Annotated in this window: 27 protein-coding genes; 4 read left to right on the top strand and 23 right to left on the bottom strand. The window is 28.9% G+C overall.

The window, feature by feature from the left end:
* Nucleotides 1-2: 2 nt before the first annotated feature.
* From B3086_RS04525 to B3086_RS04460, 14 genes are all read right to left on the bottom strand, one after another.
* The gene (locus tag B3086_RS04525) at nt 3-1283 is read right to left on the bottom strand and encodes a S8 family serine peptidase (RefSeq protein ID WP_346892868.1); all 1281 of its coding nucleotides are present in this window, start codon (nt 1281-1283) and stop codon (nt 3-5) included.
* Nucleotides 1280-1858 (bottom strand): GNAT family N-acetyltransferase, encoded by a 579-nt coding sequence (locus tag B3086_RS04520; RefSeq protein ID WP_346892866.1) that lies wholly within the window; start codon nt 1856-1858, stop codon nt 1280-1282. The genes B3086_RS04525 and B3086_RS04520 overlap by 4 nt, the downstream gene beginning before the upstream one ends.
* A 62-nt stretch (nt 1859-1920) precedes the next feature.
* Nucleotides 1921-2628, bottom strand: coding sequence for a class I SAM-dependent methyltransferase (locus tag B3086_RS04515; protein ID WP_346892864.1), 708 nt, complete (start codon nt 2626-2628; stop codon nt 1921-1923).
* Nucleotides 2629-2720: 92 nt separating this feature from the next.
* On the bottom strand, nt 2721-3344 hold the full coding sequence (locus B3086_RS04510; protein WP_346878324.1) for an HAD family hydrolase: 624 nt from the start codon (nt 3342-3344) through the stop codon (nt 2721-2723).
* Nucleotides 3345-3383: 39 nt separating this feature from the next.
* Nucleotides 3384-3824 carry a GNAT family N-acetyltransferase gene (locus tag B3086_RS04505; RefSeq protein ID WP_346877920.1) on the bottom strand — a complete coding sequence of 147 codons (441 nt, stop codon included), beginning with the start codon at nt 3822-3824 and terminating at the stop codon, nt 3384-3386.
* Nucleotides 3825-3983: 159 nt separating this feature from the next.
* Nucleotides 3984-4514 carry a GNAT family N-acetyltransferase gene (locus B3086_RS04500; RefSeq protein ID WP_346849030.1) on the bottom strand — a complete coding sequence of 177 codons (531 nt, stop codon included), beginning with the start codon at nt 4512-4514 and terminating at the stop codon, nt 3984-3986.
* A 112-nt stretch (nt 4515-4626) separates the two neighbouring features.
* Nucleotides 4627-4947, bottom strand: a complete 321-nt coding sequence (locus tag B3086_RS04495) for a hypothetical protein (protein ID WP_346849031.1) — start codon at nt 4945-4947, stop codon at nt 4627-4629.
* 153 nt (nt 4948-5100) lie between these two features.
* Entirely contained in the window at nt 5101-5928 is an 828-nt protein-coding gene (locus B3086_RS04490) for a GNAT family N-acetyltransferase (protein WP_346878322.1), read from the bottom strand.
* Between the two features lie 25 nt (nt 5929-5953).
* Nucleotides 5954-6376, bottom strand: coding sequence for a GNAT family N-acetyltransferase (locus B3086_RS04485; RefSeq protein ID WP_346892862.1), 423 nt, complete (start codon nt 6374-6376; stop codon nt 5954-5956).
* 353 nt (nt 6377-6729) lie between these two features.
* On the bottom strand, nt 6730-7626 hold the full coding sequence (locus tag B3086_RS04480; RefSeq protein ID WP_346849034.1) for an AraC family transcriptional regulator: 897 nt from the start codon (nt 7624-7626) through the stop codon (nt 6730-6732).
* A gap of 153 nt (nt 7627-7779) precedes the next feature.
* Nucleotides 7780-8247, bottom strand: a complete 468-nt coding sequence (locus B3086_RS04475; protein WP_346849035.1) for a GNAT family protein — start codon at nt 8245-8247, stop codon at nt 7780-7782.
* 128 nt (nt 8248-8375) lie between these two features.
* Entirely contained in the window at nt 8376-9389 is a 1014-nt protein-coding gene (locus B3086_RS04470; RefSeq protein WP_346877925.1) for a phosphotransferase, read from the bottom strand.
* A 103-nt stretch (nt 9390-9492) separates the two neighbouring features.
* Complete coding sequence (locus B3086_RS04465) at nt 9493-10725, bottom strand: alpha/beta hydrolase (RefSeq protein ID WP_346849037.1); 1233 nt, start codon at nt 10723-10725, stop codon at nt 9493-9495.
* Between the two features lie 288 nt (nt 10726-11013).
* Nucleotides 11014-11835 (bottom strand): MerR family transcriptional regulator, encoded by an 822-nt coding sequence (locus B3086_RS04460; protein ID WP_346849038.1) that lies wholly within the window; start codon nt 11833-11835, stop codon nt 11014-11016.
* A 400-nt stretch (nt 11836-12235) separates the two neighbouring features.
* Here B3086_RS04460 and B3086_RS04455 point away from each other — a divergent pair, with 400 nt between their 5' ends.
* The 3 genes from B3086_RS04455 (at nt 12236) to ygiD (ending at nt 14696) form a co-directional block, all read left to right on the top strand.
* Complete coding sequence (locus B3086_RS04455; protein ID WP_346892860.1) at nt 12236-13222, top strand: 3-oxoacyl-ACP synthase III family protein; 987 nt, start codon at nt 12236-12238, stop codon at nt 13220-13222.
* Nucleotides 13223-13236: 14 nt separating this feature from the next.
* Nucleotides 13237-13581, top strand: a complete 345-nt coding sequence (locus tag B3086_RS04450) for a hypothetical protein (protein WP_346877928.1) — start codon at nt 13237-13239, stop codon at nt 13579-13581.
* Between the two features lie 362 nt (nt 13582-13943).
* Nucleotides 13944-14696 carry a 4,5-DOPA dioxygenase extradiol gene (gene ygiD, locus B3086_RS04445; protein WP_346849041.1) on the top strand — a complete coding sequence of 251 codons (753 nt, stop codon included), beginning with the start codon at nt 13944-13946 and terminating at the stop codon, nt 14694-14696.
* 92 nt (nt 14697-14788) lie between these two features.
* On the opposite strand, the gene B3086_RS04440 is transcribed toward ygiD, so the two are convergent.
* The 6 genes from B3086_RS04440 to mntA all read right to left on the bottom strand — a co-directional run bounded on the left by B3086_RS04440 (nt 14789) and on the right by mntA (nt 21283).
* Nucleotides 14789-15121: a PadR family transcriptional regulator gene (locus B3086_RS04440; RefSeq protein WP_035131768.1), complete on the bottom strand. Its 333-nt coding sequence runs from the start codon at nt 15119-15121 to the stop codon at nt 14789-14791.
* Nucleotides 15122-15133: 12 nt separating this feature from the next.
* On the bottom strand, nt 15134-15814 hold the full coding sequence (locus B3086_RS04435) for a DUF1048 domain-containing protein (RefSeq protein ID WP_346892858.1): 681 nt from the start codon (nt 15812-15814) through the stop codon (nt 15134-15136).
* Between the two features lie 208 nt (nt 15815-16022).
* A complete protein-coding gene (locus tag B3086_RS04430) occupies nt 16023-19439 on the bottom strand; it encodes a collagenase (RefSeq protein WP_346892856.1) in 3417 nt (1138 codons plus the stop codon).
* 278 nt (nt 19440-19717) lie between these two features.
* Nucleotides 19718-20359 (bottom strand): lactate utilization protein, encoded by a 642-nt coding sequence (locus B3086_RS04425; protein ID WP_346849044.1) that lies wholly within the window; start codon nt 20357-20359, stop codon nt 19718-19720.
* 92 nt (nt 20360-20451) lie between these two features.
* Complete coding sequence (locus tag B3086_RS04420; protein ID WP_035131763.1) at nt 20452-20871, bottom strand: HepT-like ribonuclease domain-containing protein; 420 nt, start codon at nt 20869-20871, stop codon at nt 20452-20454.
* Complete coding sequence (gene mntA, locus B3086_RS04415) at nt 20864-21283, bottom strand: type VII toxin-antitoxin system MntA family adenylyltransferase antitoxin (protein ID WP_346849045.1); 420 nt, start codon at nt 21281-21283, stop codon at nt 20864-20866. The genes B3086_RS04420 and mntA overlap by 8 nt, the downstream gene beginning before the upstream one ends.
* Before the next feature lie 489 nt (nt 21284-21772).
* Here mntA and B3086_RS04410 point away from each other — a divergent pair, with 489 nt between their 5' ends.
* The gene (locus B3086_RS04410) at nt 21773-21937 is read left to right on the top strand and encodes a hypothetical protein (RefSeq protein WP_167402990.1); all 165 of its coding nucleotides are present in this window, start codon (nt 21773-21775) and stop codon (nt 21935-21937) included.
* A 76-nt stretch (nt 21938-22013) separates the two neighbouring features.
* Here B3086_RS04410 and B3086_RS04405 read toward each other — a convergent pair whose 3' ends face one another.
* From B3086_RS04405 to B3086_RS04395, 3 genes are all read right to left on the bottom strand, one after another.
* The gene (locus B3086_RS04405; RefSeq protein ID WP_346877930.1) at nt 22014-23051 is read right to left on the bottom strand and encodes an MBL fold metallo-hydrolase; all 1038 of its coding nucleotides are present in this window, start codon (nt 23049-23051) and stop codon (nt 22014-22016) included.
* A gap of 95 nt (nt 23052-23146) precedes the next feature.
* Nucleotides 23147-23455, bottom strand: coding sequence for a nucleoside triphosphate pyrophosphohydrolase (locus B3086_RS04400; RefSeq protein WP_346849047.1), 309 nt, complete (start codon nt 23453-23455; stop codon nt 23147-23149).
* 6 nt (nt 23456-23461) lie between these two features.
* Complete coding sequence (locus tag B3086_RS04395) at nt 23462-24001, bottom strand: nitroreductase family protein (RefSeq protein WP_346849048.1); 540 nt, start codon at nt 23999-24001, stop codon at nt 23462-23464.
* Nucleotides 24002-24154 lie beyond the last annotated feature (153 nt).

Raw genomic sequence — 24154 nt, 5'->3', positions numbered from 1 at the left:
TACTATTGGCTTAGACTATAAATTAATTTTTCAGGATTTAGTATTTTTCCCTTATATTTTTCTGTTCCCTTTTCTATTTGTCTGCTATCTCCTGTTGCAAGAGCTTGTTTCCAAAATTCTTCTGGCGTAATGTCTGGTTTTACTTGACAAGCTAAAGCATAAAGTCCAGCAAGATAAGGCATACACCAGCTCCATCCCCCTTCTCTATAAAATACATAATCCTTCTCTCCTGTAGGGCTAGCCACTGTTTTAGAATCAATAGGAATTAGTAGTAATTCTTCTGGTTTGTCCATATTAAATTTCTCTTCATAATACTTATTAAGTTCATCAATATGCTCTATTTTCGATACCCACTTATTCCATTCTGTAACTTTATAATTAGAAATATCATCTTTATCTGCAAGGGAATCTATATCTAATCCATGGAAATAAAACTTATCCTCATATGTGTCAAACATATTTACTGTTATAACAAATATATTTTCTTTAATTGCTTTTTTAACCGCTTCTATAAATTCGTTATACCCCTTACTTTCAGGCTTGCATCCTGCTGATATAGATAAAACTCGTATCTTATCATCCTTTGGCAAAGATTTATTTACTTCAATAATTCTTTCAATTGCTTTTGCTGTCCAAGAAAAATCTATTTCCATTTCACTATTAACAAAGTTATAGTTTTCACATGCTATAAAATACAAATCTGCTTCTGATGCAACTCCAATATTCTTACCTGCTGCAATGGATGCCACTGCTGGAGCATGCATCTGTGCTTCTTCTGGTTCATAATGAATTTCTTCATACATCTTTACTCTATCATGATATTCCTCATGATTTACTAAAAGAGAATAATCGATAAATGCTATGTTTATCCCCTTACCAGTTATACCTCTTTCATGAAGTTTTTTTATTTGAAGACCTGGATTTTTATGAAACTCTAAAAAACTTTCAGGGTTAAACTCCTCTGGAAGTTTCCCTGGCCATTTTGTTTTACTATCAAACACTGAATTTAAAAGCTTATCTTTCTCCCCAGATAAATCAAGTTTCTCAAGGTCATATCCTCTTAAATCACTACTATTTTTTCCCCACTCATCTTTGAGTTCTTCAATGTTATTTATACTCCCTCTTCCAAAATCAGCCATGTACGGAAATCTTTCAATTTTTACATCTTCTTTAATATTATCATTAGTAGAAGTTGTTTCTTTGCTGTTAACTTTATTATTGCAGGCAGTTATATTTATTACAAATACTGCTACCAACAACACTATTGCTAACTTCTTTTTCATTTAATATCCACCCTTTCATTTTTCTCCACAATATTATCATCTTCTTTAGTTAGTACCGTTGCCTCTGGATTTCTTAATATATAATTTAGCTTATCTTCCCATCTATCATGCATATCATAAAAATGCTCTTCTCTATTTATAAACTCAAATCCAAATTTATCAAATATACTTTTCATTCTCTTATTTGAGCCCATTGTATCAGCATATATGCATTTAAGTTTTAATGTATTAAATACATAGTCTATTGCCAATTTAACTGCTTCAGTTCCATACCCTAATCCCTTATAATTATTATTGGCAAGGGTAATCCCAAGTTCACATCTGCTTTTTTCATAATCAATTCGCTTAAAAGATAATTCTCCAATGATTCTTCCATCCCTTAAAAAAATTCCAACCCTAGGATACCATGATTCCTTTTCTATAATAGAATCATACTTTTTATCAACCTTTTCTTTATCATAAATATAGGTATTTGGATCCATAATTGGATCTGTAACATAGGATTTATAGTGTTCATGATATTCATCTCTAGTATATGTTTTTAAATAAATCTTGTCTCCTTCAATTCTAATCATAGACTCCTCCTTAAAATAAGGTATACCTCCAGCTTTCCTAGCTTTACAGTTCATGAAGATTATTAGTTAACCTTTTTGACCACATAAAATATTTTATATGACTTATCATCAATTGGAGATAATCTAAAATCTTTATACCTATTCATTATTTCAAAGCCAGAATTTATAAGAAACTCATCCATTTCTTCAACAGTATATGCCCTTTGAATATGTGTTTCACATTGATTATCACCAAAGTCAAAGACAGTTTTACCTATTTTACTTACCTTATCATATTCTAATATTTGTTTGAATTCTATATTATCAAACTTTCTATCAATTATTCCAAAATGCCTTTCTTCATATAAAACTGGAGTATTAATATCAAATATAAAAATTCCGTTATCCTCTAAATGTAAAAAAACATTTTTTAAAGTTTTTTTCATGTCTGAATCTGTTACTAAATAATTTAGTGCATCAAATGCACAAGTTATAAGCTGAAATTTTTTATTCAAAGTGAAATTTACCATATCTGCAACTGCAAATTCTATTCCCGTTGTAGTCTCCTTTGCTACATTAATCATATCTTCTGAAATATCAATTCCAATAACTTCAAAATTTTCATTATATAATTTTGATGCTAATATACCTGTCCCACAAGCAACATCTAACACAGATTTAATATTTAGATTGTAAATATTAATTACATTGCAAATTAAATCTCTGTATTTAATACTATCTTTTCCCCAACATTTTTTATAAAACTTTGCTAATTTCTCATAAGGTTTCATTGATTATACTCCCCCTTTTTACTTCACAATATAATCTACAGATTGTTAATAAATCTATGTATTGTAATTTATAAACATATGTTCTTATAGTGTTACACAAACTTTAAAAGTTCGTGAAAGCTATTAATTACATAATCATATTCTTTAACTTCCCCAAAACCATATTGTGCATAAATAAAAGGTATATTAGCAATTCGTGATGCTTTTAAATCTCCCTCAGTATCACCAACATATACTGAACTAATTAAGTTATTTCTTTTTATTATTAGTTTTATATTCTCACCTTTACTTAAACCTGTTCTTCCTACATTCTCATAATCTATAAAATATTTATCTAACTTATGTGATTTAAAAAAGGCTTCTATATATCCACATTGACAGTTACTAACAATAAATAATTTATATTTTTTAGATAATTCCTTTAAAGTTTCCTCTACCCTATCATATAGAATTGCACCATGTTTGCCTAAATGATTACATTCATCCTTACAGCAATGCTTAACTATTTTAAGTCTATTTTCTTCTTCTAAATATGGGAAAAACTTTAATGCAACATCCTCTATTACTAACCCCATAACACCCTTCATATCATCTAGCGTAAGTTTATTTATCACCTCATCATAGTTACCTATAGTTTTATTCCATGAATCTATAACACTAGATGTTGAGTCCCATATAGTTCCATCTAAATCAAAAATAATACTATCTATGTCCATATTTTTACACCTCATTTAACAGAATAAATGTATTTAACTCTATAAATCTAAAGCCATAATTATTTCATCTTCATCTACTTCTCCTGTATGAAGAAAGCCTAACTTTGTATAAAGATTTTTAGCAGCAATATCACCATCACAGTAACATAAAACTATTCTGCTGTATTTTGCATTATTTCTCATCAGTTCTATTGCTTTGAATACCGCTTCTTCTCCATATCCATTTCTCTGATATCTTCTATCAATCATCATTTGATCAAATACAAAGGCTTGTAATTCATCACACTCTCTATACATTAATAATCCTACTATTTCACTATCATTATATATTGCTTTAGCTTGACTTCTTTGAGGTCTAAAAACATAAGCTCTAGCCAAAATACCAACATTAGAGCATACATAATGTTGCTGTTCTTTTTCCACTTCTAGTAAGTTAACATCTCTCCAATTTTTCTCCGTAACTTCTTTTAAAAGTATCATTAAACTCCCTCCCTAGCATTCTCCAGAAACAGTAATCTTAATAAAATTATACCATATTACACCGGATTATCATCCATATATTTGTATATGTAGTAAAATTAGAAAATAAAAAAAATATCGTATACTCATTTCTGAATAATCCGATATTTTATAACCTTACTATTTAATATAATACATGTTCAACTCTAAAGTACTTCCACAATTACTTTCTGCTTTATTGAATCCACCTTCTATTCCACCTAGAGCTTTAACTAACTGAATACTATTAGGATTACGACGATCTGCCTCATAAATAAAATAATCTAAATCCATATGTTCACGAAAAAAGTTAGTTAGACCAGTAATAGCTTCATATCCATACCCCTTACGTTGCTCATTCTTTCGTATCCATAAACCCACCTCAGGAGTCTTAGTATCTATCAGATGAATCTCTATACTTCCAATGAATTTATATTCCTTATCTAAAATACAACACACCAAATTTGTTCCCATTTCTTTAAGTTCTGTAAACTCATCAATAAATTTTCTTGTACTATCTAGGCTTTTAAAAGGCTCTGGATACTGGTATTTTGTTATTTCATCATTAAATTCAGTAAAATAATCATATGCAAATTCTTCTGAAATAGGCACAAGAAGTAACCTACTTGTTTCTATATTAAATCCTTTTTCATTAATAATATCCTTTATCATTCTTACCTCCGTTATATCTGAAAAACCAAATATCTTATCTAACTCATTTATCTACACTAGAGTTTTATCAACCATTATTTTTTGTTTCTTAACTATTTAGTTGAATTATGTATTATAACTGTTTCAAATCATTAACAGTCATTCCCTTTAATCTAGTACCATGGTTTTCACTATCAAAGTGAACATTACTATGTTTAGGATACATAAATTCGATCATTGCGAAGTTTGCAACATCAACTAAAAATTCTGTATTACCAGTTTCTTTATACTTTTTTAATCTTATTTCTAGATTTTCAACTGAATTAATTAAACCCTCACCATAGTTATTTTTTATAGGACCGTATTTATGATAACTGACGAACATTCTATTTTTTCTTAGTTTATCAAATTCTTCACTATATTCTGTCTGTAATACTTGTTCTATATCATTCATAATTTTCTCCTTAACTTTGCTTCACTATCTTAGAAATGCATCATTCATAAAAATATCATGAACTATTTAATATTGTTTATTCTCTTTTTTTATATTTACTTACTAACATCCATACAAATAGTTCAGGCATTAAATTTAATAAGCTAATCATATTTATTCATATGTATGTTCTGAAAAATAAGCAATTTCAATAAAACCATTTCTTTCATATAACTTTTTAGCACCAGTATTTGACTTAGCTACTCGAAGTCTTATGTTTCTAATAGATTCATTCATACTCATATTTCTAATACAATGTGCTAATATATAACTTCCATATCCTTTATTTTGAACTGTAGGTTTAACTACAATATCAGTTATATAGTTTTGGCAGAAAATATATGCACCTACCAACTCATTATTTATCCAGAATGAACGTACTTGGCTATGCTTATCTAAATCAATAAGCTTTTTGTAAAATTGTTCTTCATTTATGGCATTAGTATTTACCTGCCAACCATTATCTTTATATAACTGATAATATGAACTATCAAATAAGTTAATAAATTCTTTTAACATATCACTTTTGAATCCTTTATCAATTAAATTACAACAATTTAAATTAGGTAACTCTTTACCAATGAATTCAAGATGATATCCTTCAACATCTACTTTAAAACCTAATTTTCTTACTTCATTAATTATTTTTAGATTATTACCGTACACGTTAAAGCATATTTCTTTTGAGTCAAATTTTAAAATATATTCTTTAGTCTTATTTTTTATAATATCTAAAATTTGTTCTATATTGTTTCCATTAAGAAAATAAGCATAAAAAATGCAACAATCTTTATTGTCAACAGCTATAAATACTCCTATATTTTCCACTGTTGATACAGAATATATTATATCCACTTGATTGTTTTCAAATGCTTTTTCTACATACTCTTTTGCATGGGGAGATATATTATCTATGAGCATTAATATTTCTTTAGACTCCATTTATACTACTCCTTCCATAACATGCTTATTCTTCTGTATATATGGTTTCCCATGGATATTTAGAGTAAGCCGTTTTATGCCTTTTAAAACCAATTTTTTTATAGAAATCCTCATTTCCAAAAGTAGCGGTAAGATGAATAGGTATATAGTCTTCTCCTTCCAAAAGTGTGTTCATTAAATTCTTTCCTACACCCTTTTTCTGATATTCAGGCAATACCCCCACATCAAATACTGAGCCATAACATATGCCATCTGATATCATTCTACAGGCTCCTATTAATTTTTCATCATCCCATGCTATAACAACTTTATAACTATTTTTAAATGCTGATTGAATTTTGTGGTATTCATTATTTTCCATAAACCGTTTCAATAATCCAACTTTTTTATATAGGTCAAAAAGTTTATCCCACTGAATATTTTCTAATCCTACTTTATATGATATCATCTATACTTGCCCCTTCCTACTTTTCACTATTAAAATAATTATTTTATTTTAAATAAACATCACATTAAACACTAAAACTCATAATACTTTTTCCTATATGTGACCTGTAAAACAAGTAAACTTAATGAAATTATACCATATTGAACCAAATTATTTTCTATATATTTTTATAGTAATTTATATTTTAAATACCATGTTATTCAACTCTCAAATAATATTACTTTAATTATACAATTTACTATATAGTTAAATCATAAAATAAAAACACCGTGTAATCATTACTGAATACTACGGTATTTTAACCAATGAATATTTATTTTTTATAGATATTTTTAATTTTAGAATATATATATCTACTTCTTAGTAATAGGAACCCATATTTCGCAGGCATAATCATCATCATTTGTATCTCCTGGTAGATAAACTTCAAGTTCATAGTCTGCTGCTCTTTCATATCCACAGTTAGGAAGCCATTCTGCTGTTATTTTTGTCCACATGACATCAATTGGGTGCGCCTTGCCATTGAGGCTTCCTCTTGCAGTAAATACTGCCCATTTTCCTGCTGGTATAGTATAACTTTGCAAATCCGTTACAACATTTTCATCAACTTCAGCACCAATAGCCAGTATAGTTTCTCCATTTTCTAAAGTTTTGGTGAAACCCATCTGCCACATGGGGCTGCGATAAAGTTTGTATTCACATGCTATCTTCCTATCAATATCACCATCCAAAAATTCATCCCAAATATCCCATACTTCACCTAAAGCTTCTTTCCAATCATTAGCTTCAGCATTAGCAGACTGCCTCTTTATTTGTTTAACAAGTCCAACCAATTTTATTTCTTTCTTTTCCTCAATACGATACTCCATCTCAACATCTCCTTTTATTGAAATATGAAAAGTGATGGGTGGGTAGGCTTTAAGTTTTACTCCCAAAGTGCGCGCTACCTTAGGAGTTACACCATGCATTCCAACGAAAGCACGAGTAAATGCATCGGGCGAATTATATCCATACTTTATAGCAATATCAATAACTTTTTTATTGCTACTTTGTAAATCTAATCCTGCAAGGGTTAATCTTCTACGACGAATATATTCAGATAGAGATACTCCTACAACATAAGAAAAAACACGTCCAAATTGATGCATTGAGCAACAAGAAACTTTTGCTACTTCATCATACATAATATCATCAGTCAAATGATTCTCAATATAATCTATTGTTGCTGTCATTCTATCAACCCATTCCATTTTACCTTCCCCTTTCATATTTAATTGTAACAAAGGAAATATAAGACTACCCTACATTCCTAGTACAAATATGTAGGGTAGTCATCGGATAACGATTTACCCTAATGGACAACGAGTTCTAAGTATCGAAAGTACTGATACTAAGAACTCTATTTATAATTCTTTTGACATGGTTATAAACTCCATTTCTCCCTTAACTGTTTTTCCTATGAATTCATTTATAACTTTAAAATCTAAACTTTTATATAATCTTATAGCTCTTTCATTAAATTTAAGAACTGAAAGCTCTATATTTTTTAAATTGTACCTTTCCTTAGCAAATTCTAAAATAGCTTGTAAAAATTCCTTTCCCATGCCCTTGCTTGTTAAACTTGGTCTCATTTGAATTGAAAAGCTTACTTTATCATTAAGGTAAAAAGCACAATTTCCTACTAATTCATTTTTATCATCATAAATTGCGTACACATTATCATCCATAGGAAAACTTTTTACATAATTTATTTTTCCTTCTGAGAAGTCATTGTCAAAAAATGAGTAAATTCCTTCATACTTCCATGTAATCATATCTTCAACATCATTATTTGTTACTTTCCTAAATTCATATTTTGTAATTTTATTCATCCCCGAATCCCCCTATTTATAATTTAACATTTTGTAAGTTTCACTGCTTATATGTAATTTAAATTTATATATTACATATTTATACATATTATAACATACTTTTCAATATATTTATATCTATTACTTTTTTAAAGAATATTATTTATCCACTTTTCTAATTTAGGAATTATCTCAGAATAGTATGTAAGAGCATTTATTGTTTCAGTTACTTCATTAATTCCCAAATTCTGTTCTTCCTTATCTACACATTCAATACCTAAAGATCTTTTTAAGTTATACTCTAACCAACTAAGTTTACCTAGAAATCCATTGAATAATACTATTCTCCAATTTCCTTTTAATGGACCATGTATATTTTTATATCCTCCTATAAAAGCTAAAAATTTTTCTTTATTAATGTTTCCGGTTTCATTTTCAGCCCAATATATAGCTGTTTCAATTAATTCTTGCATAGGATTTACATAGCCAGCAGCCTCCCAATCAATAATAATTGGTTTATCATTGCTCCACATAACATTTTTAGAATCTAAATCCCTATGACTAATAACCATTTCTGTTGCAAGTAATTTTGAAGACCTTTTTGCCTGAATACTCCATTCATACAGCCTATCAACTACTTCACTCATCAAGTTTACCCAGATCATATTATTTTCTTTTCCCATTTGTAAATAATGATTCCAATTCGTTATTTTTTCATTATCTGACCAATTATTAACTATCATTAATTCTGAAAAGTCTGTCATATGTATATCAGCAAGCATAGAACCTATCTTTTCACAGTTAACTATGCTTATTCTACCAGATTTTAGACTTTTACCATCTATCCAATCAAATACAAGATAAAATTGATTATCTATCTCGTGGATAAAAGTTTCATTAAATCTTTTAGCTGGAAGAGCTGATACACTCTTTGATGCAACATTAGCAATCTCCTCTGAATTGATGAAATTTTTCATTGCCTCGTCTCTTAGCATTATTTGAGGATTTAATGCTTTAACAGCATATTTATCTTTTGTTGTTTTGATAGCATACATTCTATGCAAAAGACCTCCGGATATTCTTCTAGGTTCATCTACTATCTTACCAATTTGTAAAAATTCACATAGTCTTTCAAATTGAAGATTATAATGTATATCACCCATTCTTTAAACTCCTTCACCATCTTATTCTATTTTTTCATTAATTACCTCGAAAGATTTTAATATCATTTTTATTTACCTTCCTAATATGCATATTGCTATATTCTTATAATTTCTCCTTTATTCCTATAAGTGAAATTAATCCATGTGCCAAGGTTTCTCCCCAAGATAAGTAATCATGTCCTCCATTAAACCATCGCAAATCAACTTTATATCCTTTAGATATCAATGTATCTCTTAAATTTATATTAGGATCTATAATTTTATACTTAGTTTCTAAAACCCCCATATCTAGGTAAAATTTAAGAGGAAGCCTGTTTACTTCTTTAAACATTTTGCTCATCCAGCAATCCTCATCAGGTACATAGTCTTCTGAATTATACCAAAAATAACCTGATTGAGAAAGGACATTTCCAAAAACTTCTGAATAGTTTAACCCTAAATAAGCTGCTGTTAATCCTCCTAGACTAAGTCCACAAATTATAGCTTTTTCTGGCATGCTAGAAATATTATAATTTTTTTTAGCCCATGGGATTACCTCCCTTGCAATGCACTTACAAAATGAATCATTACACTTTAGTTCTTTTCCTCTATTTTTTGTTGAATCAATAAATATGGCAACTATAGGTGGTATTTCTTTAGTGGCAATAAGATTATTCAAAGTTTCTATTGCAGAAAGATTAGAGATATAATCATCACCATCAGTTAAAACCATAAATCCATAAGGTTTTTCTTTCTTATCATATCCATAAGGTGTATAAACTCTGATTCTACGCTTATCCTCTAAGTTTTTACTTTCAAACCTATGTTCCTCTATTTTTCCTTCTGGTACATCTTCTATTTTTGTTGACCAAATATCTTCAGGTGACTTAGGCATTAATACATAAGAACCCTTATCTTCTGGATTCTCTTTATCAAAACTCAATGCTTTTTTACAAAACTTATCATACTTAACTCTACTACCAAATCTTTCATTCCAATCATCATCCAATGGATCATTTGGTGAAAAGTAATATATAAATCTTAAATTATTTCTTACTTCATAAGTAATAAACCATAGATCCGTTTCCATTATTTTTTCCATTTGAAAATCTCTATAGTTATCTTTAAATCTATCTAATCCTATATCAGGTATAAACAAAACATTTTTACACTCTTTAATCCCTTCATATATAAAAGTAACTAAGCTATTCTTATCATCATTTTCTATATGTTCTATTATTGGAGAACCCTTATGTTGTAAATCATGTGTAAATTCTTCTACAGCCTTATGTCCATTCTGTTTAATCCTTTTTTCTAATTCAGTAATAGTTTTACTTTTTATTAAAGATTTTTTCATATAAATCTTTACTCCCTTCATTCACATAGCACTAAAAAAGTGAATCCTCATTTTATAACTCCCATAAAGTCATTAAAAGTAAGTATTAAAACCAAAAGCAGCTCCAAGGAAATTATACCATATTATACAAAATATCTATACTTGGTAATTTATATATAACACTTTAGCATTCAATTATTAAAAAATACCGTATATTCATTTTAAAGAATAATACGGTATTATAATATTCATTTTCTATTTATCTTTATATACATTTGAGTAGTCTATTTTTATTAAAAATTAATCATATTAATTTATAGGAAATTGTAGCTCTGTTACATATTCATTGGGATCATCTGTTACCCATTCACCTTCATGGTATATTTCACGCACTGGTCCACAGATTGAATACTTATTTTCTGAAATCCATTTGTACATTATTTCATAGGTTTCTCCAATTGTAGCAAATGAGCCATTATGAACTATACAAGCCATTTTTTCTATCATGGGCAGTTCAGATACTTTGACAGTATCACCTTCTGGGATTAATTTTGTTATAGGTTCTACAACCTCCATATCCTGTATTGAAGTATTATCTTTATGATAAAGTGTCATACACGGAATTGTACGTTTTCCTTTTACTTTATCTATATATTCATTAACTTGTGCCCATAGGCTTTCACAAAATTCATCATAAGTTTGATTACCATCCTTCACAAAACATTTTCGCAATGATGCAACTAAGATTTTTTCTACTTTTTTAATTGAAATTTCATTCATAGTAGGTATGCCTCCATTCTTTATTAAAAATATATTTGTACGAAGACGTTGAAGCCTACTTGTTTCTAGTTCTAGTGCCTTTTCAAGTAAATCTGCTTTCACTTCCAAAACCTCTATAAGCGACTCATTACTAGAATTATTATTAAAGAAATTGCTAATTTCAACAAGTGAAAATCCAGCATCCTTTAAAGCAATTATTTTATTTATGGTTATAAGTTGACTTGCATCATAGTATCTATAACCAGTAAATTTGTCTATATATATAGGTTTTAAAATTCCTACATTGTCATAATGATACAGTGTATTAATTGAAAGTCCACTCATACGCGAAAATTCACCAATCTTAAACATAACTTCACCTCAACAAATAAGCTCTACAAGTGTGCACCTTGCCATCTATTATTATTATAAACCCTTCGGTAACCCAAGAGTCAACTACTATAAAAAAGTTAGAGGTTAATCCAACTTCCTCTCTTTTCATAAATTTATATCGGCTTCTAATAAAGTAAGAATATAAATTATAAAACATATAAAGTAAATCGAATTGTGACGATAATAATAGAGTGATATCAAAAATATAATACTATATTATATTTTAAATTTATTTTATTTGAAATTTTTGTAGAATAATAAACTCAGTAGAATATATTTTTTACTATATTTATAATTTTTACATATATATTGTACCATTTTGTTTATATGTAATATATATATTTAAACATCAAATTCAAATGTGAATGGGGAGGACTTTATGGGAATAAAAATTCAAGAAGTATCAATATATCATCCTAAAAAAAGAATAGAGAATCAACACTTCATTAACAAATATGGACAAGATTTAGAAAAACTTTTAAATCACTTAGGAAGAAAGTCTAGGTATTTAGTTGATAACAATACAGAAAATTCTCTTACTATGAGTGTGGAAGCTACTAAATCCTGTTTGAAAAAAGCTAATGTTAAGGCTTCTGAATTAGACATTATTGTATTTGTTAGTGATTCTGTAGAACATTTAATACCTACTAACGCTCTTTTGATACGAGATGCTATAGATGCATGTAACTGCGATTTAACTTATGACATGAACGATAATTGTATAGGAATGATAACAGCTATAGATAGCATTGCAACCTATATGAAATCTAAAAGTAAATATAAAAAATCTTTAATCGTTGGTGCTTCATATGGCTCACTCCTTGCCAAAAGTGATTGTGAGTTAGTAAATTCTACTGTTGGAGATGGTGCAGCTGCAATATTACTTACTAGTGATGAAGAAACTGGTGGGGTTCTTAATTCTGCCTTCCATACTGATTCTAAAAATCATAAATATATGGTTTTCCCTGAATGTGGATTATCCCATATATATGATGAAGAACTGCCTATAGATAGTAAAAAATATGCTTGGGTAAATCATGATGTGTCTTACTTTAGTGATGAATGGGTAAAACTTATCAATAAACTCTTAAAAGAAGGAAATGAATCTATAACAGATGTAAAACACTTCTTATTTTCACAGTTTTCCCATGCTGATATAAAAGAAACATTAAATAAATTAAATTTAGAGATTAGTAGTGACACTTATACCTTTGTTGCAGATGAATATGGTTATACTGGATGTACAAGCCCGTTTTTTGCGCTTAATAGAGCTATAGAAACTAAAAAGATAAATAAGGGAGATCTCGTTATTTTTTGTTCAGTTGGTTCTGGATACACAATGGGAGCTTTTTTATATAAATTTTAAAGGAGGAATTTCAAATGTATAAAGTAGAAGTTAATAATGCTAAGAAGGTCTTATTTATCACTGTAGGAGGATTTTTTCAAGAGGAGGATGGCAAAAATTTCTTAAATGATTATAATAATGCTGTAAAGTCTATAACTCCATCAAGCTTTACTCTTGCACTTGAAAGTTCAGAATTATCAACATCAAAAGCAGAAATGATTCCAATTCTTGAGAACTGCATTAAAATGTATAAAGCTACTGGGTTCAAAAATATAGTTTCAACACCACCAAGCTCAGCTATTGCTGCAATGCAATTAAAAAGATTATTAAGTTCATTAAATGTAGATATTGAATTTGTATCAGATTTATCTCAATTATAAACAGAGTTCTTTGCTTCAGAGGGAGTTTTTACTCGCCCTGAAGGTTACTAACAGAATTCTTAGTATCAGTATTTTCGATACTTAGAATTCGTTGTCCTTTAGGGGAAATCGTTATCCAGGGTCGTAGCCGCTCTAATACTCCCACTTTGAAGAAGATGGGAGTATTAGAGCGGGTAGTCATCGGATAAAATACATATCTTAATTTCAAAGTAAGTGGTAAATAGCTTATCAAAATGATTAGTTATTTACCACTTACTTCTTCATGATATATTTTGAACAAAATAATTATTAAATATATTTCACCTTATTTTTTGATATAATAAAATTAAGTTATATAATAAAGTATATTAAGGAGTGATATTATGAAATTCCCAATGGGTTTTATAGGGCATGGTTCACCAATGAATATCATAACTGACAATAGCTACACAAAAAGTATTTATAATATCTGTGAGACTCTACCTACACCAAAGGCAATAATGGTGGTTACTGCTCACTGGATGTCAGACGGTGCCACTGCAGTTACTACATCCCAAAATCCAGAACTTATATATGATTTTTATGGTTTTCCAAATGAATTATATGAAATAAAATATCCATGTCCAGGTTTTCCTGAAATCAGTAGAATGCTTGAAAATCTTGACATAAAGCCTATTAATACATATGGTCTTGACCATGGAGTTTGGTCAGTCTTAAAACATATGTATCCAAAGGCTGATGTTCCTGTAGTAGCCCTTAGTATTGATATGGCACAACCTGCTATATATCATTACGAAATGGGTAAAAAATTAAAATTTTTAAGAGAGCATGATATTTTAGTATTAGGCAGTGGAAACATTGTCCATAATTTATACTTAGCAGATATGAATTATGATACTACTCCATATCAATGGGCTATTGATTTTGAAAATGAAGTAGTAACAAATCTAAAATCAAGAAACTTTGAATCTCTAATTGAATATGGAGATAAAAAAAATAACGCCATTCCTACTAAGGATCACTATTTACCATTACTATATATACTTGGCATGGTGGATAAAAGTGATACAATAGAAATACTCTATAAAGGTATTCAAAATAAATCTATATCAATGTTAAGCTTTTTATTCAAATAATAGTTTAACATTACCGCCTCCAAAGTATACTAATATATAAGGATTTTATGGTTATATAAATTATTGAATATATTTAAATATTAAGAAATATATTACTGAATATTCCCTTTAATTATATCATTTATATTTTTACTCATATATTCCCAAGTATCCACAAAATCCTTTAGTTCTTCACGGCCTTTATCTGTTAAACTATAATATTTCCTAGCAGGGCCAAGGGGAGACTCCTTCATTTTTGACGATATAAAACCATTCTTTTGCAGGCGTGTATACAGTGGATATAAAGTTCCTTCAGAAATATCAGTAAAACCATTATCCTTTAATATTCTAGCAATGTCATATCCATAAATCTCATCTTTTAAATCTATAATTTTAAGAACACAGCCCTCTAAACTTCCCTTTAATAACTGTGATTTATTATTCATGGTTCCCTCCTTCTATTGATTTTTATTTTCAAAGAAATACTGTATCAAATAAATAGTTATAAGTATGCCCATGAATATTAAATAGTTAACTTCAAAAAGTACCTTTGTTAAAAACAGTTTAGTTAATACAAATATAGCTGTTATAATGCAAAAGCCTATCCATAATAAAAATGTTATCTTTCTATCTTTCTTTTTATCCTCTCCATTAAAAACATTATACATATATTGTATTTTAGATAATAAATAATTAGTTAATATAATTACAATTATAGTATTAACTAACATTGAAACTGTAACTGAAACTGTAAAAAGTGTTGTTTTATTTACCCAACTATCAATTAATTGTCCTACAAACATCTCAAACACGCCAGTAAAAATAATCAATATTATTGGTAGCTTAGAAACCTTCCAGTACACTTTTTCTAGCACTGAGTACCCTTCTATTGTTTCTGATATAAACTCATCACAAAAGGAATTTATATCACTATTTCCTAGTACTTCTTCTACGTCAATTCCTCTTTCCTCAGCTTGTAAAAATAAATCTAAACAATGGTGTATAAACTCCTCAGCATCATGATCATTAATATTTGAAAACCGTATTTTAAATAATATATTTTCAAACTTTTCCTCATTTTCTTTACTTAGTTTATTAATAAACTTATTAACCTCTTTTATATACTGTTTTGTTTTCATAAACTGCCCCTCCAAAACTTATTTCCAGTACTATTTATCACAAGGTATATTGTAATGCATAATAGTCCTTTTCTATATTGTATTGCATGGTAGTATTTTTGTCAATAAAAAAGCTTCAACTACATTTTAAATCTTACATTGTAGTTGAAACTTTATTATTTATCAAGTATAAAAAACTATAAATTTAGTTATAACTATTAAACTTACGCTATCTTTGTCTTATACCATCAACTTTAATAGTATAGTCAACACTGCTAGAGTTATTTAAAGAGTATAGTTTAATAAAATATTTACCAGGTACAGCCTTAAAGCTTCCACTAGTTCCATCTACTTCACTATTCTGACTCCAGCATACATAATTATTTAAGTTATCTGATTTACACACTATCCAAGTGTATCCTTGCTGAGTACTTCCAACCTTTATATTTACATTAGATGCAGTATCTACATCAAAGTAAAAAACGTCAGTGTCTCCACCTGTAGGTAGTTTTCCTTTTGCATCAATGTTGTTGTATATAGCTACATTTCCAGATTCAAAGCTATTATTTGGTTCTACTTCTGTAATATTACTTGGCACTTCTGGGTCATTATTATAGGACTTTATACCATTGATATTTATACTATAGTTTCCATTTTCTATAGCTTCATCTGTTGAGTATAGTTTAATATAATACTTTCCTGGAGTAGCACTAAAGCTTCCTTTACTTATATCTCCTTCAGTGTATTGCTTCCAACAGACGTAATTGTCTAAGTCATTCTCCTTAGAAACTATCCAAGTTATTTTAGATGAATTTCCTGTAATCTTTATATCAACTTCACCAGCATTATCTACTTCAAAAGCAAATGTATCCTCATCATTAGCATTTTGTATAGTACCAGTTACATCTTTATTATTAGCTATAAAGTAATTAGCCTGATTATAATCATTATTGGGTTCTACTTCTGAAGTTATTCCATTTTCTCCAGATGTTTTGCTAGTTTTAATATTAAATGTTGTTTCTCCAATGGCACCTTTGTTATCCGTAACTTTAAGGGTAACAACATAATTTCCTTCTTTATTATAAGAGTGAGTTGGATTTTTAGTTGAACTCGTAGATCCATCTCCAAAATCCCAATCATATGCTACTATAAATCCATCTGAATCTGCAGATTTATCTGCACTAAATAAAACCGTCTTATTTACTTCTACATTATCTGGAGCATCTATACTTGCAGTAGGAATTTTATTTTCAGGATTTACTGAGCTATCATTTAAAAGTCCTTTAAACACTAAGTTATATTCATATTTACCATTGACAACTTTATAATCAGTAAAATAGCAAGTTACTGTTTCATAGCCTGTCCAACCCTTTAATAATAGGTTTTTAAGCATTTCATTAGCTTTTTGATTCATTTCATTATTATCCTGTAATCTTCCTTTTGAAGTTCCACCTACATACTTACCAGATATCTTAAATGTGTTGAAATCTGCTGAATAAGTTTTATCTTGATTTACACCACTAATTCTACTTATACTTACTATGTCGGAAGAAATTTCTTCTATAGTTCTTTTAGGATGAACCTTTGTATAACTATCTGATACCAATGGAGTTCCTATAGTAGTATCCCCTATTAATTGCTGCATATATTGTTGATATTCTACATTTTTGTTTGAGTCAACCTTTAATTGTGAAATAAAATTTCTGTATGCTTTTATGTCAGTATTAATCACATAATCATTTATTTTATTTAATGATTCCATATCATTATTATACATGTAGCTTACAAGGGCAAAGCCATAATTATAGAATTGCCATCCACTATTGTATCCTGAAGATATAGTTTGACTTAATGTAAATCTGTTGGCTTCTTCCTTTGCAAGTTGATTCACTATAGCTTCTCTTGGTTTTACTCCTTCTGTACGAGTAGATCCAGCAAAGAACTCTGCTGAACCTTCTTCAAACCAAGTCAAATCTTCATTTTCATAAAATGGGCCTTGTCCCCATAAACCAGGAACTAAATATCTACCCTGTAGATAGTGAGTAAATTCATGTCTAAATAGTTCTTCTAAGCTATAAATACTTTCGTGAATTGTTCTTTCGTAAGTGTAAAAAGTTCCTATAGGTTCTATATATATTCCACCATTATCTGTACTAACATTACCTAAATATTGATTCATTTTATACTCTGATGGGGAGTTGAAAATTTTTATAGTTAGAACATTATCTTTATTTCCAGCTTCTAAAACTTTATCACTTCCAATATTTCTAAAGAATTGAGCTTCTACTTCCTTTGCTGCCCAATAAAGTCTTTTTACCTTTTCTTCTGAAACATTAGATCCAACTTGCATTACTATTGAGCCATTATCAAATGTATACTTATTAGGTAGGTACTTGTTGTAGCCCTCTTCTTGAAGTTGGGTATAGTTTATATTTTCTCCACGTGAGTTGATGCCTTTGTATAGATAATCAATTCTTTCTGCTGCTATAAAAAATTTCTCTGAATACTTATTTGAAGTATCCATAACATCAGTTAATAATCCAATTGCCATCTTCTGATTGCTGTGGAACACACCTAGTTCTCCTATTTGATAAATGGCATTATTAACTAACCATTGGTTACCACTACTAGTATTTTTCATCAATGCTATTTCTTTTAATTCATTTATAAAGGTATCAATTTTACCGTAGTAAGGCATTGTTGCAGGATCTTTTCCGTAGGCTGCAGAAGTTAAATCATAGGATATACCTTTAATTACTCCGTAGATAGCATTAGCCTTTGATAAATCAGTGCCATATATCTCTATATTGATTTTATAATCTCTTAATAGTGCTGCTGACTTATTAACTATTTCTACACTGGAAGATGCATTTCCAATTAAAGATCCAAAACTTTCAACTACACCATTTTGAAGTTTATTTCCAAACTTAAAGTTAGGATTGTCAATCATTGAGTTTAATGCTGGTAAGCATAAGTCTTTAAAGTTTCTATCATTTAGATAACTTAATTCAGTATTATAATATCCTAAATAGAACCCTGATCTTAAAACTTCTACTATAGTGGGAATACCATTGTTATTAGTGCCTGTAAAAGTTTTAGCTCTTGTATCTAGAGCCTCTATTATATACTTTACACGAGCTCTATCACCGTAAAATTCTTGTGAATCTGCAGAATACTTAAATAGTCCATCGATATTTCTCCACTCTAAGGATGCAATAGTATTAACCATTTCTTGATAGCTCATCGCTGAAAGTTCTTTTAATGTATAGTTGCGCTGAGCTTCAACTGCTTTTGTATCTACCCTCTTCTCTTCTGAAGGTTTAAGTAAACTGACATCATCTACTTTAGCCTCTGCTAATGTTTTAGCTTGAATAATTTCTTCATTATTTAAAATCCCATTTTTTAATACTCCATATGGTTTTAGCTTTTGTTCTAAATTTTGCTTTAAACTATCCTTATTATTTTCTGCTGCTATATTTATTGGTATCTTGTCCATATCTTCCATAGTCATAGCCATAACTCCAGTCGATGTATTTACCACCATAAATACACTTAAACATGCTAATGAAGCATTTCGCTTAAAATTTTTCCTCCCCATAAATCGGATTAAATTTTCAATTAATGTAATTTTAATCTTTTTATTCATTTTAATACCTCCATTGTAATTTTTTATATTTTATGTAATTATACTACTTTCATGAATAATTGCAATGTTTTTTAATCATTTTTTATATAATTATGAATATTTTTTATATTTTTTCAATATTTCAAAATACTACAATAAATTTATATATAAATATTTTCTATAAACAAAAAAATCCTTACATCAATCTATTACTTGATATAAGGATTTATTAAAGTCTATTATAGTATTGCAGACTAAAAAATTCATGTTCTATACGAACTATACATTATTTAAAATTATCAATAACCTAGTTGTTCTCCCACAATAATTACTTTTATTCTATTTTTAATAAACTGACCTCTTATAATTGTGAAATCATTACATATTCTGTTGGGACTTTTACAATCTACACAATAGCCTAAGGTAGTACATGGAGTATCTTTATTTAACCTCTTGGCATCAATAGGAGCAGCATAATTTCTAACTCTTTTTTCTGCCTCCTCTATGTCCTTTACAATCTTATTTATTCCAGCTACTAGAATAACTTGCTTTGGACCATAAAGTATGGGTGCAACCCTACTTCCATTACCATCAATATTATATAGTTCACCATTCTCTGTTAATGCATTAGTACTACACATGAATGTAGTTGCAGAAAAATTTTTTAGATAAATTTCCCTCTTCTCTTCACTAGTAATATCATCTCTATACTTGTCCCAAAATACATAATCACCTTTGCGTAGAAAATCTATAACTCCTGTTTCAAAAAGTGTCATAGAGTCTCCTACTCCTACTGTGGAATTATCATCTATTAGATTCTTTAAAAGCATTATTAGCTCATTTTTATCTTTAACAAAGAATCCACCCATGTTTCTTCTGTTCAGATTTTTTATAGTTCTATCAATTCTCTTCTCCATATACCATAAAGTATTGTTATCCATCTTAAGTGCTCCTTTCTAAAATAGAATTTTACATTTTAGTTGCTTTTGTAGATTGTGTTTTTTCATAATACTCTCTTTTCTTCTTTCATAATTTATAAATAACTAGCTGCTATTCTAATAATCTTTTTGAATTTACTTTTATATTTCACAATATGATTGAAAAGTTCTTCATGAGTTGGTTCTTTGTATCTATGAGCAATTCTATTTCTAATTAACTTAGATTTTTCTAAGAATTCATAAGTATCCTGATCTAAAATTCCCTCTTCTCTAAATATTTTTAAGCTATCACTTAAGCTTATACCTATCTTAAATCTTTTTATTTCCTTTAGTATAATGGAGCATAAATCCTCAAGTATGGTATGAAAACTAACAAATAACTGCCTTAAACTTGATTTTGCTAACTTTAAGAGTAATCTATCATTGCTAGTTTTAATAATTTCTATACATTCTTCTATATCACTACTACATTCCTTTAAATCCTCAATTATCCTCATAAGTCTTTCTTCATTCATACAAAACATCAACCTTTCTAAAATGAATAAAATTTTCATTTTCTCTATATATCCACTCCACGTCATCGCAAAACTCTTCAAAGACCTCATTATCAGTTGAATATATAATTTCGCAAGAGTTTAGAATACTTATCTTAACAAATATATCTAAAGTTTTACTCTTTAAATCTACAACATCAACTTCTCTTTCTAAAAACTTTTCTAAAAATAATTCTATTTCTAAAATATCATCTAAGGAGAAACTACCTCTTCCTAATACTGCAATATCTACATCTGATTCTTCATTAAACTCTTCAGTTAAAACACTTCCAAATACAACTATATTTATAATGTCAAATTTCTTTATAAAACCAGTAAATTCTTCTGATTTTAACTTATTTAAGATTTCTTCTTTAATTAATTGGTTTGACAATGTGATCACCAACTTTTCTAATATTCATATCTTTATTATATACAACATTTGTAAAATAATAAACCGTATTGTAAAATAAAATACGTTATACTACTTATCACTTTTTTTACTTTATATACACACTCTATTAATATATTTCACAATTACTTAACAGCTTTTAAAATTTATTGTAAATAGTTAATTTAATTAATTTATTTATAGTGTTTTATGTTAAAATAAAACTATAATATTACTTACATTAAAATTTTACGTTTTACATTTTTATTTAATTTTAAACTCTTATGAGATGAATGCTGGTTATGTTTTCGTTTCCATTTCCAGCATTTATCTTATAACCAAAATGTATAGATAATCAACATACCCTAAAAATATATAAGAGTAGTACTAATTTAATTGTGGTACTACTTTTTTTATTTAAGCTTATCTTAACTTTTAGTCATAACTCTGCCTTTCTAAAAATATATTTTTAAAGAAAGGAGCGATGAGAAAATGGGTAAGCAAAGAAGAGGTAAGGTTATTAAGAAAATAGTAGGTTGGAGAGGTACATGCCCTCTATGCGGTAGAAAAAGAGTAAAATTAGTTTGGACTAAGAAATGTGAAGACGGAAAAACTATAAACATCTGTAAAATCTGTTCATCAACAGTAGCTCAATAATTTCAGAACTTAAAAGGATGTTTTGAAATAACCTTATTTCTAAACATCCTTTATATTTATTTTAAAACTCACTCTTTTAACTTTCTTTAATGTATTTAACTATTGCCCACACTAATCCTTTATTTGATATAACATAATAAATCTTTCCATCTTTATATAACTTATTTATCATTTCAAGCTTTTCAAGATAGACTAAGTGGGACATACACTCCCCTAACGCAAAGAATCTTTGAGTTATTGGGAAGTCTTCCCAGTTTTTAATTGTTATACTCCAGTGCATTCTTCCTGCAATTTCATAAGGGGAAAGTTTTTCTCCATTAGCCAAAATATCCATGATTTCCTCTAACCTAAGATCATAATGATCCTTGAGTTCTCTTATTCTCCTTTTAGTATTCCTTATAATAGCTCTATGAGAAGAAAGTGTTACGTCTATAGGTAGAGATGCAACTCTATCTAAGCTATCAAAGTATTCGTGTAAAGGGTTTTCCATCCATTGCTCAAGGTTATAGGCTATATTTGGAGTTATCTTTGCTAATATTAAATCTCCACCAATTAAAATCCTATGGTTTTCTTCGTATAAGCAGCAATGAGCTGGGGTGTGCCCTGGAGTCAAAATGCATTTAAACTCATACTTTCCTACCTTTAATGTTTCCCCATCCTTAATATCTGTATAAGTTGGCTCAGTGAAACTTTCTTCAAAACCTTCTTGATCTCTTAGAGCTTTTAGTGCTGATACCGCCTCGCCCTTAGGAAATCCCATCGCTTCATTAAATATATTAATTTCTTCCATATAAGTTACTTTTCTTAAATTATATATCTCTTCACTTTCTCTTGGATGAATATAAGCCTTATTATTAGAATTTAAAAGAAATGGTACAAGACCTGTATGGTCATCATGAAGATGAGTTAAAAATATATCCGTATTGTCCATATTTACATTCAATTCTTTTAAACTTTGTCTTAAGCTTTCTAAAGATTTAACCTTGCGAAAGCCTGTATCCACAAGTAGATTTCTTTCATTACCCTTAATTAAATAGGCATTTAGTGCCCTTAAAGGATTATCCGGAAGTTCTACCTCTATTTGATATATATCTTCAAATAATTCTCTTATCATCAGTATCTCCTTATCTTTTGCCTCATTACTAAAAACTATTTATAACATTACGCTCTATAATTTTAATCATACTGACTAAAATATAGCTAATATTTTTACTTAACAGACTTAAGAACAATTCCTTCCTTAAATCCCCCACGCTGCTTTAGCTTCCAATTTCTTTTCTCCACTAATTCCTCTTCAGAATATCCTAAATTATGAGCTAGCCCAAACAGCACTTCCATAATATCCGCTAGCTCCTCTAAATTTTTATCCTTTAGATATTCATTTACCTCTTCTTTTAGCTTATCTTCTAATAAAGAAATCATGTCCTCTTTAGATGCAATTTCTACATCACACTGATTTCCATCTTCAGCTATCACCTGTGGAATCTTATCTCTTACTAATTTATTATATACTTTCATTATCTATTACCACTGCTCATAATGAACTATTTCTTCTAAATTCTTTCTTGGACGAGGACTTGGTGCTTCATCTGGATAACCTAAAGTTAATACTGCAACCACATACTTATCATCAGGAATATTTAAAACTGGTCTAAAGTCCTTCTGTTCAAACCAAGCAATCCAACAAGTTCCCAACCCTAAATCTGTTGCTTCAAGTGCCATATGTTCAATGGCAATAGATGTATCTCTAATAATTTGCTTAACTTCGAATTCCTTACTATATTCATCAATATAAAGGTCATCACACTTAGGTAACCTTGATTTTATATCTGCAACACACACAAGGTGGACAGGTGCACTAACCATCCACTTTTGATTATACGCAGCAGCTGCTATCTTTTCTCTATTTCTCTGCTCCTTAACCACAATAATTTGCCATGGTTGTGTATTACTACCTGATGGTGCTAGTCTTGCACTATGAAGAATTTGTAATAACTTCTCATCTTCCACTTGTTTATCCATATATCTTCTTATGCTTCTACGCTCTTCAATTGCTTTAATCATAACTCTACCTCCAAACTAATTTTTATATTAAATTATGTAGGTATTCTATCTTTAAAATACGCATTTACATGTATCTATTATAACATGTTTGCTACAATTATATAAATCATCCATAACACTTATTGATTGCCTTGTATATCTTTGTAGTATGAA

Source organism: Clostridium sp. UBA871 (assembly GCF_002295255.1).
GTDB lineage: Bacteria > Bacillota > Clostridia > Clostridiales > Clostridiaceae > Clostridium_J > Clostridium_J sulfidigenes.
The sequence above is the reverse complement of the archived record's forward strand: the minus strand, read 5'-3'. Positions and strand labels throughout refer to the sequence as shown.

What these genes read in the sequence shown, in the direction of transcription:
- B3086_RS04525 (WP_346892868.1), bottom strand. Translation starts at nt 1,283, where the DNA reads ATGAAAAAGAAGTTAGCAATAGTGTTGTTGGTAGCAGTATTTGTAATA.
- B3086_RS04520 (WP_346892866.1), bottom strand. Translation starts at nt 1,858, where the DNA reads ATGATTAGAATTGAAGGAGACAAGATTTATTTAAAAACATATACTAGA.
- B3086_RS04515 (WP_346892864.1), bottom strand. Translation starts at nt 2,628, where the DNA reads ATGAAACCTTATGAGAAATTAGCAAAGTTTTATAAAAAATGTTGGGGA.
- B3086_RS04510 (WP_346878324.1), bottom strand. Translation starts at nt 3,344, where the DNA reads ATGGACATAGATAGTATTATTTTTGATTTAGATGGAACTATATGGGAC.
- B3086_RS04505 (WP_346877920.1), bottom strand. Translation starts at nt 3,824, where the DNA reads ATGATACTTTTAAAAGAAGTTACGGAGAAAAATTGGAGAGATGTTAAC.
- B3086_RS04500 (WP_346849030.1), bottom strand. Translation starts at nt 4,514, where the DNA reads ATGATAAAGGATATTATTAATGAAAAAGGATTTAATATAGAAACAAGT.
- B3086_RS04495 (WP_346849031.1), bottom strand. Translation starts at nt 4,947, where the DNA reads ATGAATGATATAGAACAAGTATTACAGACAGAATATAGTGAAGAATTT.
- B3086_RS04490 (WP_346878322.1), bottom strand. Translation starts at nt 5,928, where the DNA reads ATGGAGTCTAAAGAAATATTAATGCTCATAGATAATATATCTCCCCAT.
- B3086_RS04485 (WP_346892862.1), bottom strand. Translation starts at nt 6,376, where the DNA reads ATGATATCATATAAAGTAGGATTAGAAAATATTCAGTGGGATAAACTT.
- B3086_RS04480 (WP_346849034.1), bottom strand. Translation starts at nt 7,626, where the DNA reads ATGGAATGGGTTGATAGAATGACAGCAACAATAGATTATATTGAGAAT.
- B3086_RS04475 (WP_346849035.1), bottom strand. Translation starts at nt 8,247, where the DNA reads ATGAATAAAATTACAAAATATGAATTTAGGAAAGTAACAAATAATGAT.
- B3086_RS04470 (WP_346877925.1), bottom strand. Translation starts at nt 9,389, where the DNA reads ATGGGTGATATACATTATAATCTTCAATTTGAAAGACTATGTGAATTT.
- B3086_RS04465 (WP_346849037.1), bottom strand. Translation starts at nt 10,725, where the DNA reads ATGAAAAAATCTTTAATAAAAAGTAAAACTATTACTGAATTAGAAAAA.
- B3086_RS04460 (WP_346849038.1), bottom strand. Translation starts at nt 11,835, where the DNA reads ATGTTTAAGATTGGTGAATTTTCGCGTATGAGTGGACTTTCAATTAAT.
- B3086_RS04455 (WP_346892860.1), top strand. Translation starts at nt 12,236, where the DNA reads ATGGGAATAAAAATTCAAGAAGTATCAATATATCATCCTAAAAAAAGA.
- B3086_RS04450 (WP_346877928.1), top strand. Translation starts at nt 13,237, where the DNA reads ATGTATAAAGTAGAAGTTAATAATGCTAAGAAGGTCTTATTTATCACT.
- ygiD (WP_346849041.1), top strand. Translation starts at nt 13,944, where the DNA reads ATGAAATTCCCAATGGGTTTTATAGGGCATGGTTCACCAATGAATATC.
- B3086_RS04440 (WP_035131768.1), bottom strand. Translation starts at nt 15,121, where the DNA reads ATGAATAATAAATCACAGTTATTAAAGGGAAGTTTAGAGGGCTGTGTT.
- B3086_RS04435 (WP_346892858.1), bottom strand. Translation starts at nt 15,814, where the DNA reads ATGAAAACAAAACAGTATATAAAAGAGGTTAATAAGTTTATTAATAAA.
- B3086_RS04430 (WP_346892856.1), bottom strand. Translation starts at nt 19,439, where the DNA reads ATGAATAAAAAGATTAAAATTACATTAATTGAAAATTTAATCCGATTT.
- B3086_RS04425 (WP_346849044.1), bottom strand. Translation starts at nt 20,359, where the DNA reads ATGGATAACAATACTTTATGGTATATGGAGAAGAGAATTGATAGAACT.
- B3086_RS04420 (WP_035131763.1), bottom strand. Translation starts at nt 20,871, where the DNA reads ATGAATGAAGAAAGACTTATGAGGATAATTGAGGATTTAAAGGAATGT.
- B3086_RS04410 (WP_167402990.1), top strand. Translation starts at nt 21,773, where the DNA reads ATGGGTAAGCAAAGAAGAGGTAAGGTTATTAAGAAAATAGTAGGTTGG.
- B3086_RS04405 (WP_346877930.1), bottom strand. Translation starts at nt 23,051, where the DNA reads ATGATAAGAGAATTATTTGAAGATATATATCAAATAGAGGTAGAACTT.
- B3086_RS04400 (WP_346849047.1), bottom strand. Translation starts at nt 23,455, where the DNA reads ATGAAAGTATATAATAAATTAGTAAGAGATAAGATTCCACAGGTGATA.
- B3086_RS04395 (WP_346849048.1), bottom strand. Translation starts at nt 24,001, where the DNA reads ATGATTAAAGCAATTGAAGAGCGTAGAAGCATAAGAAGATATATGGAT.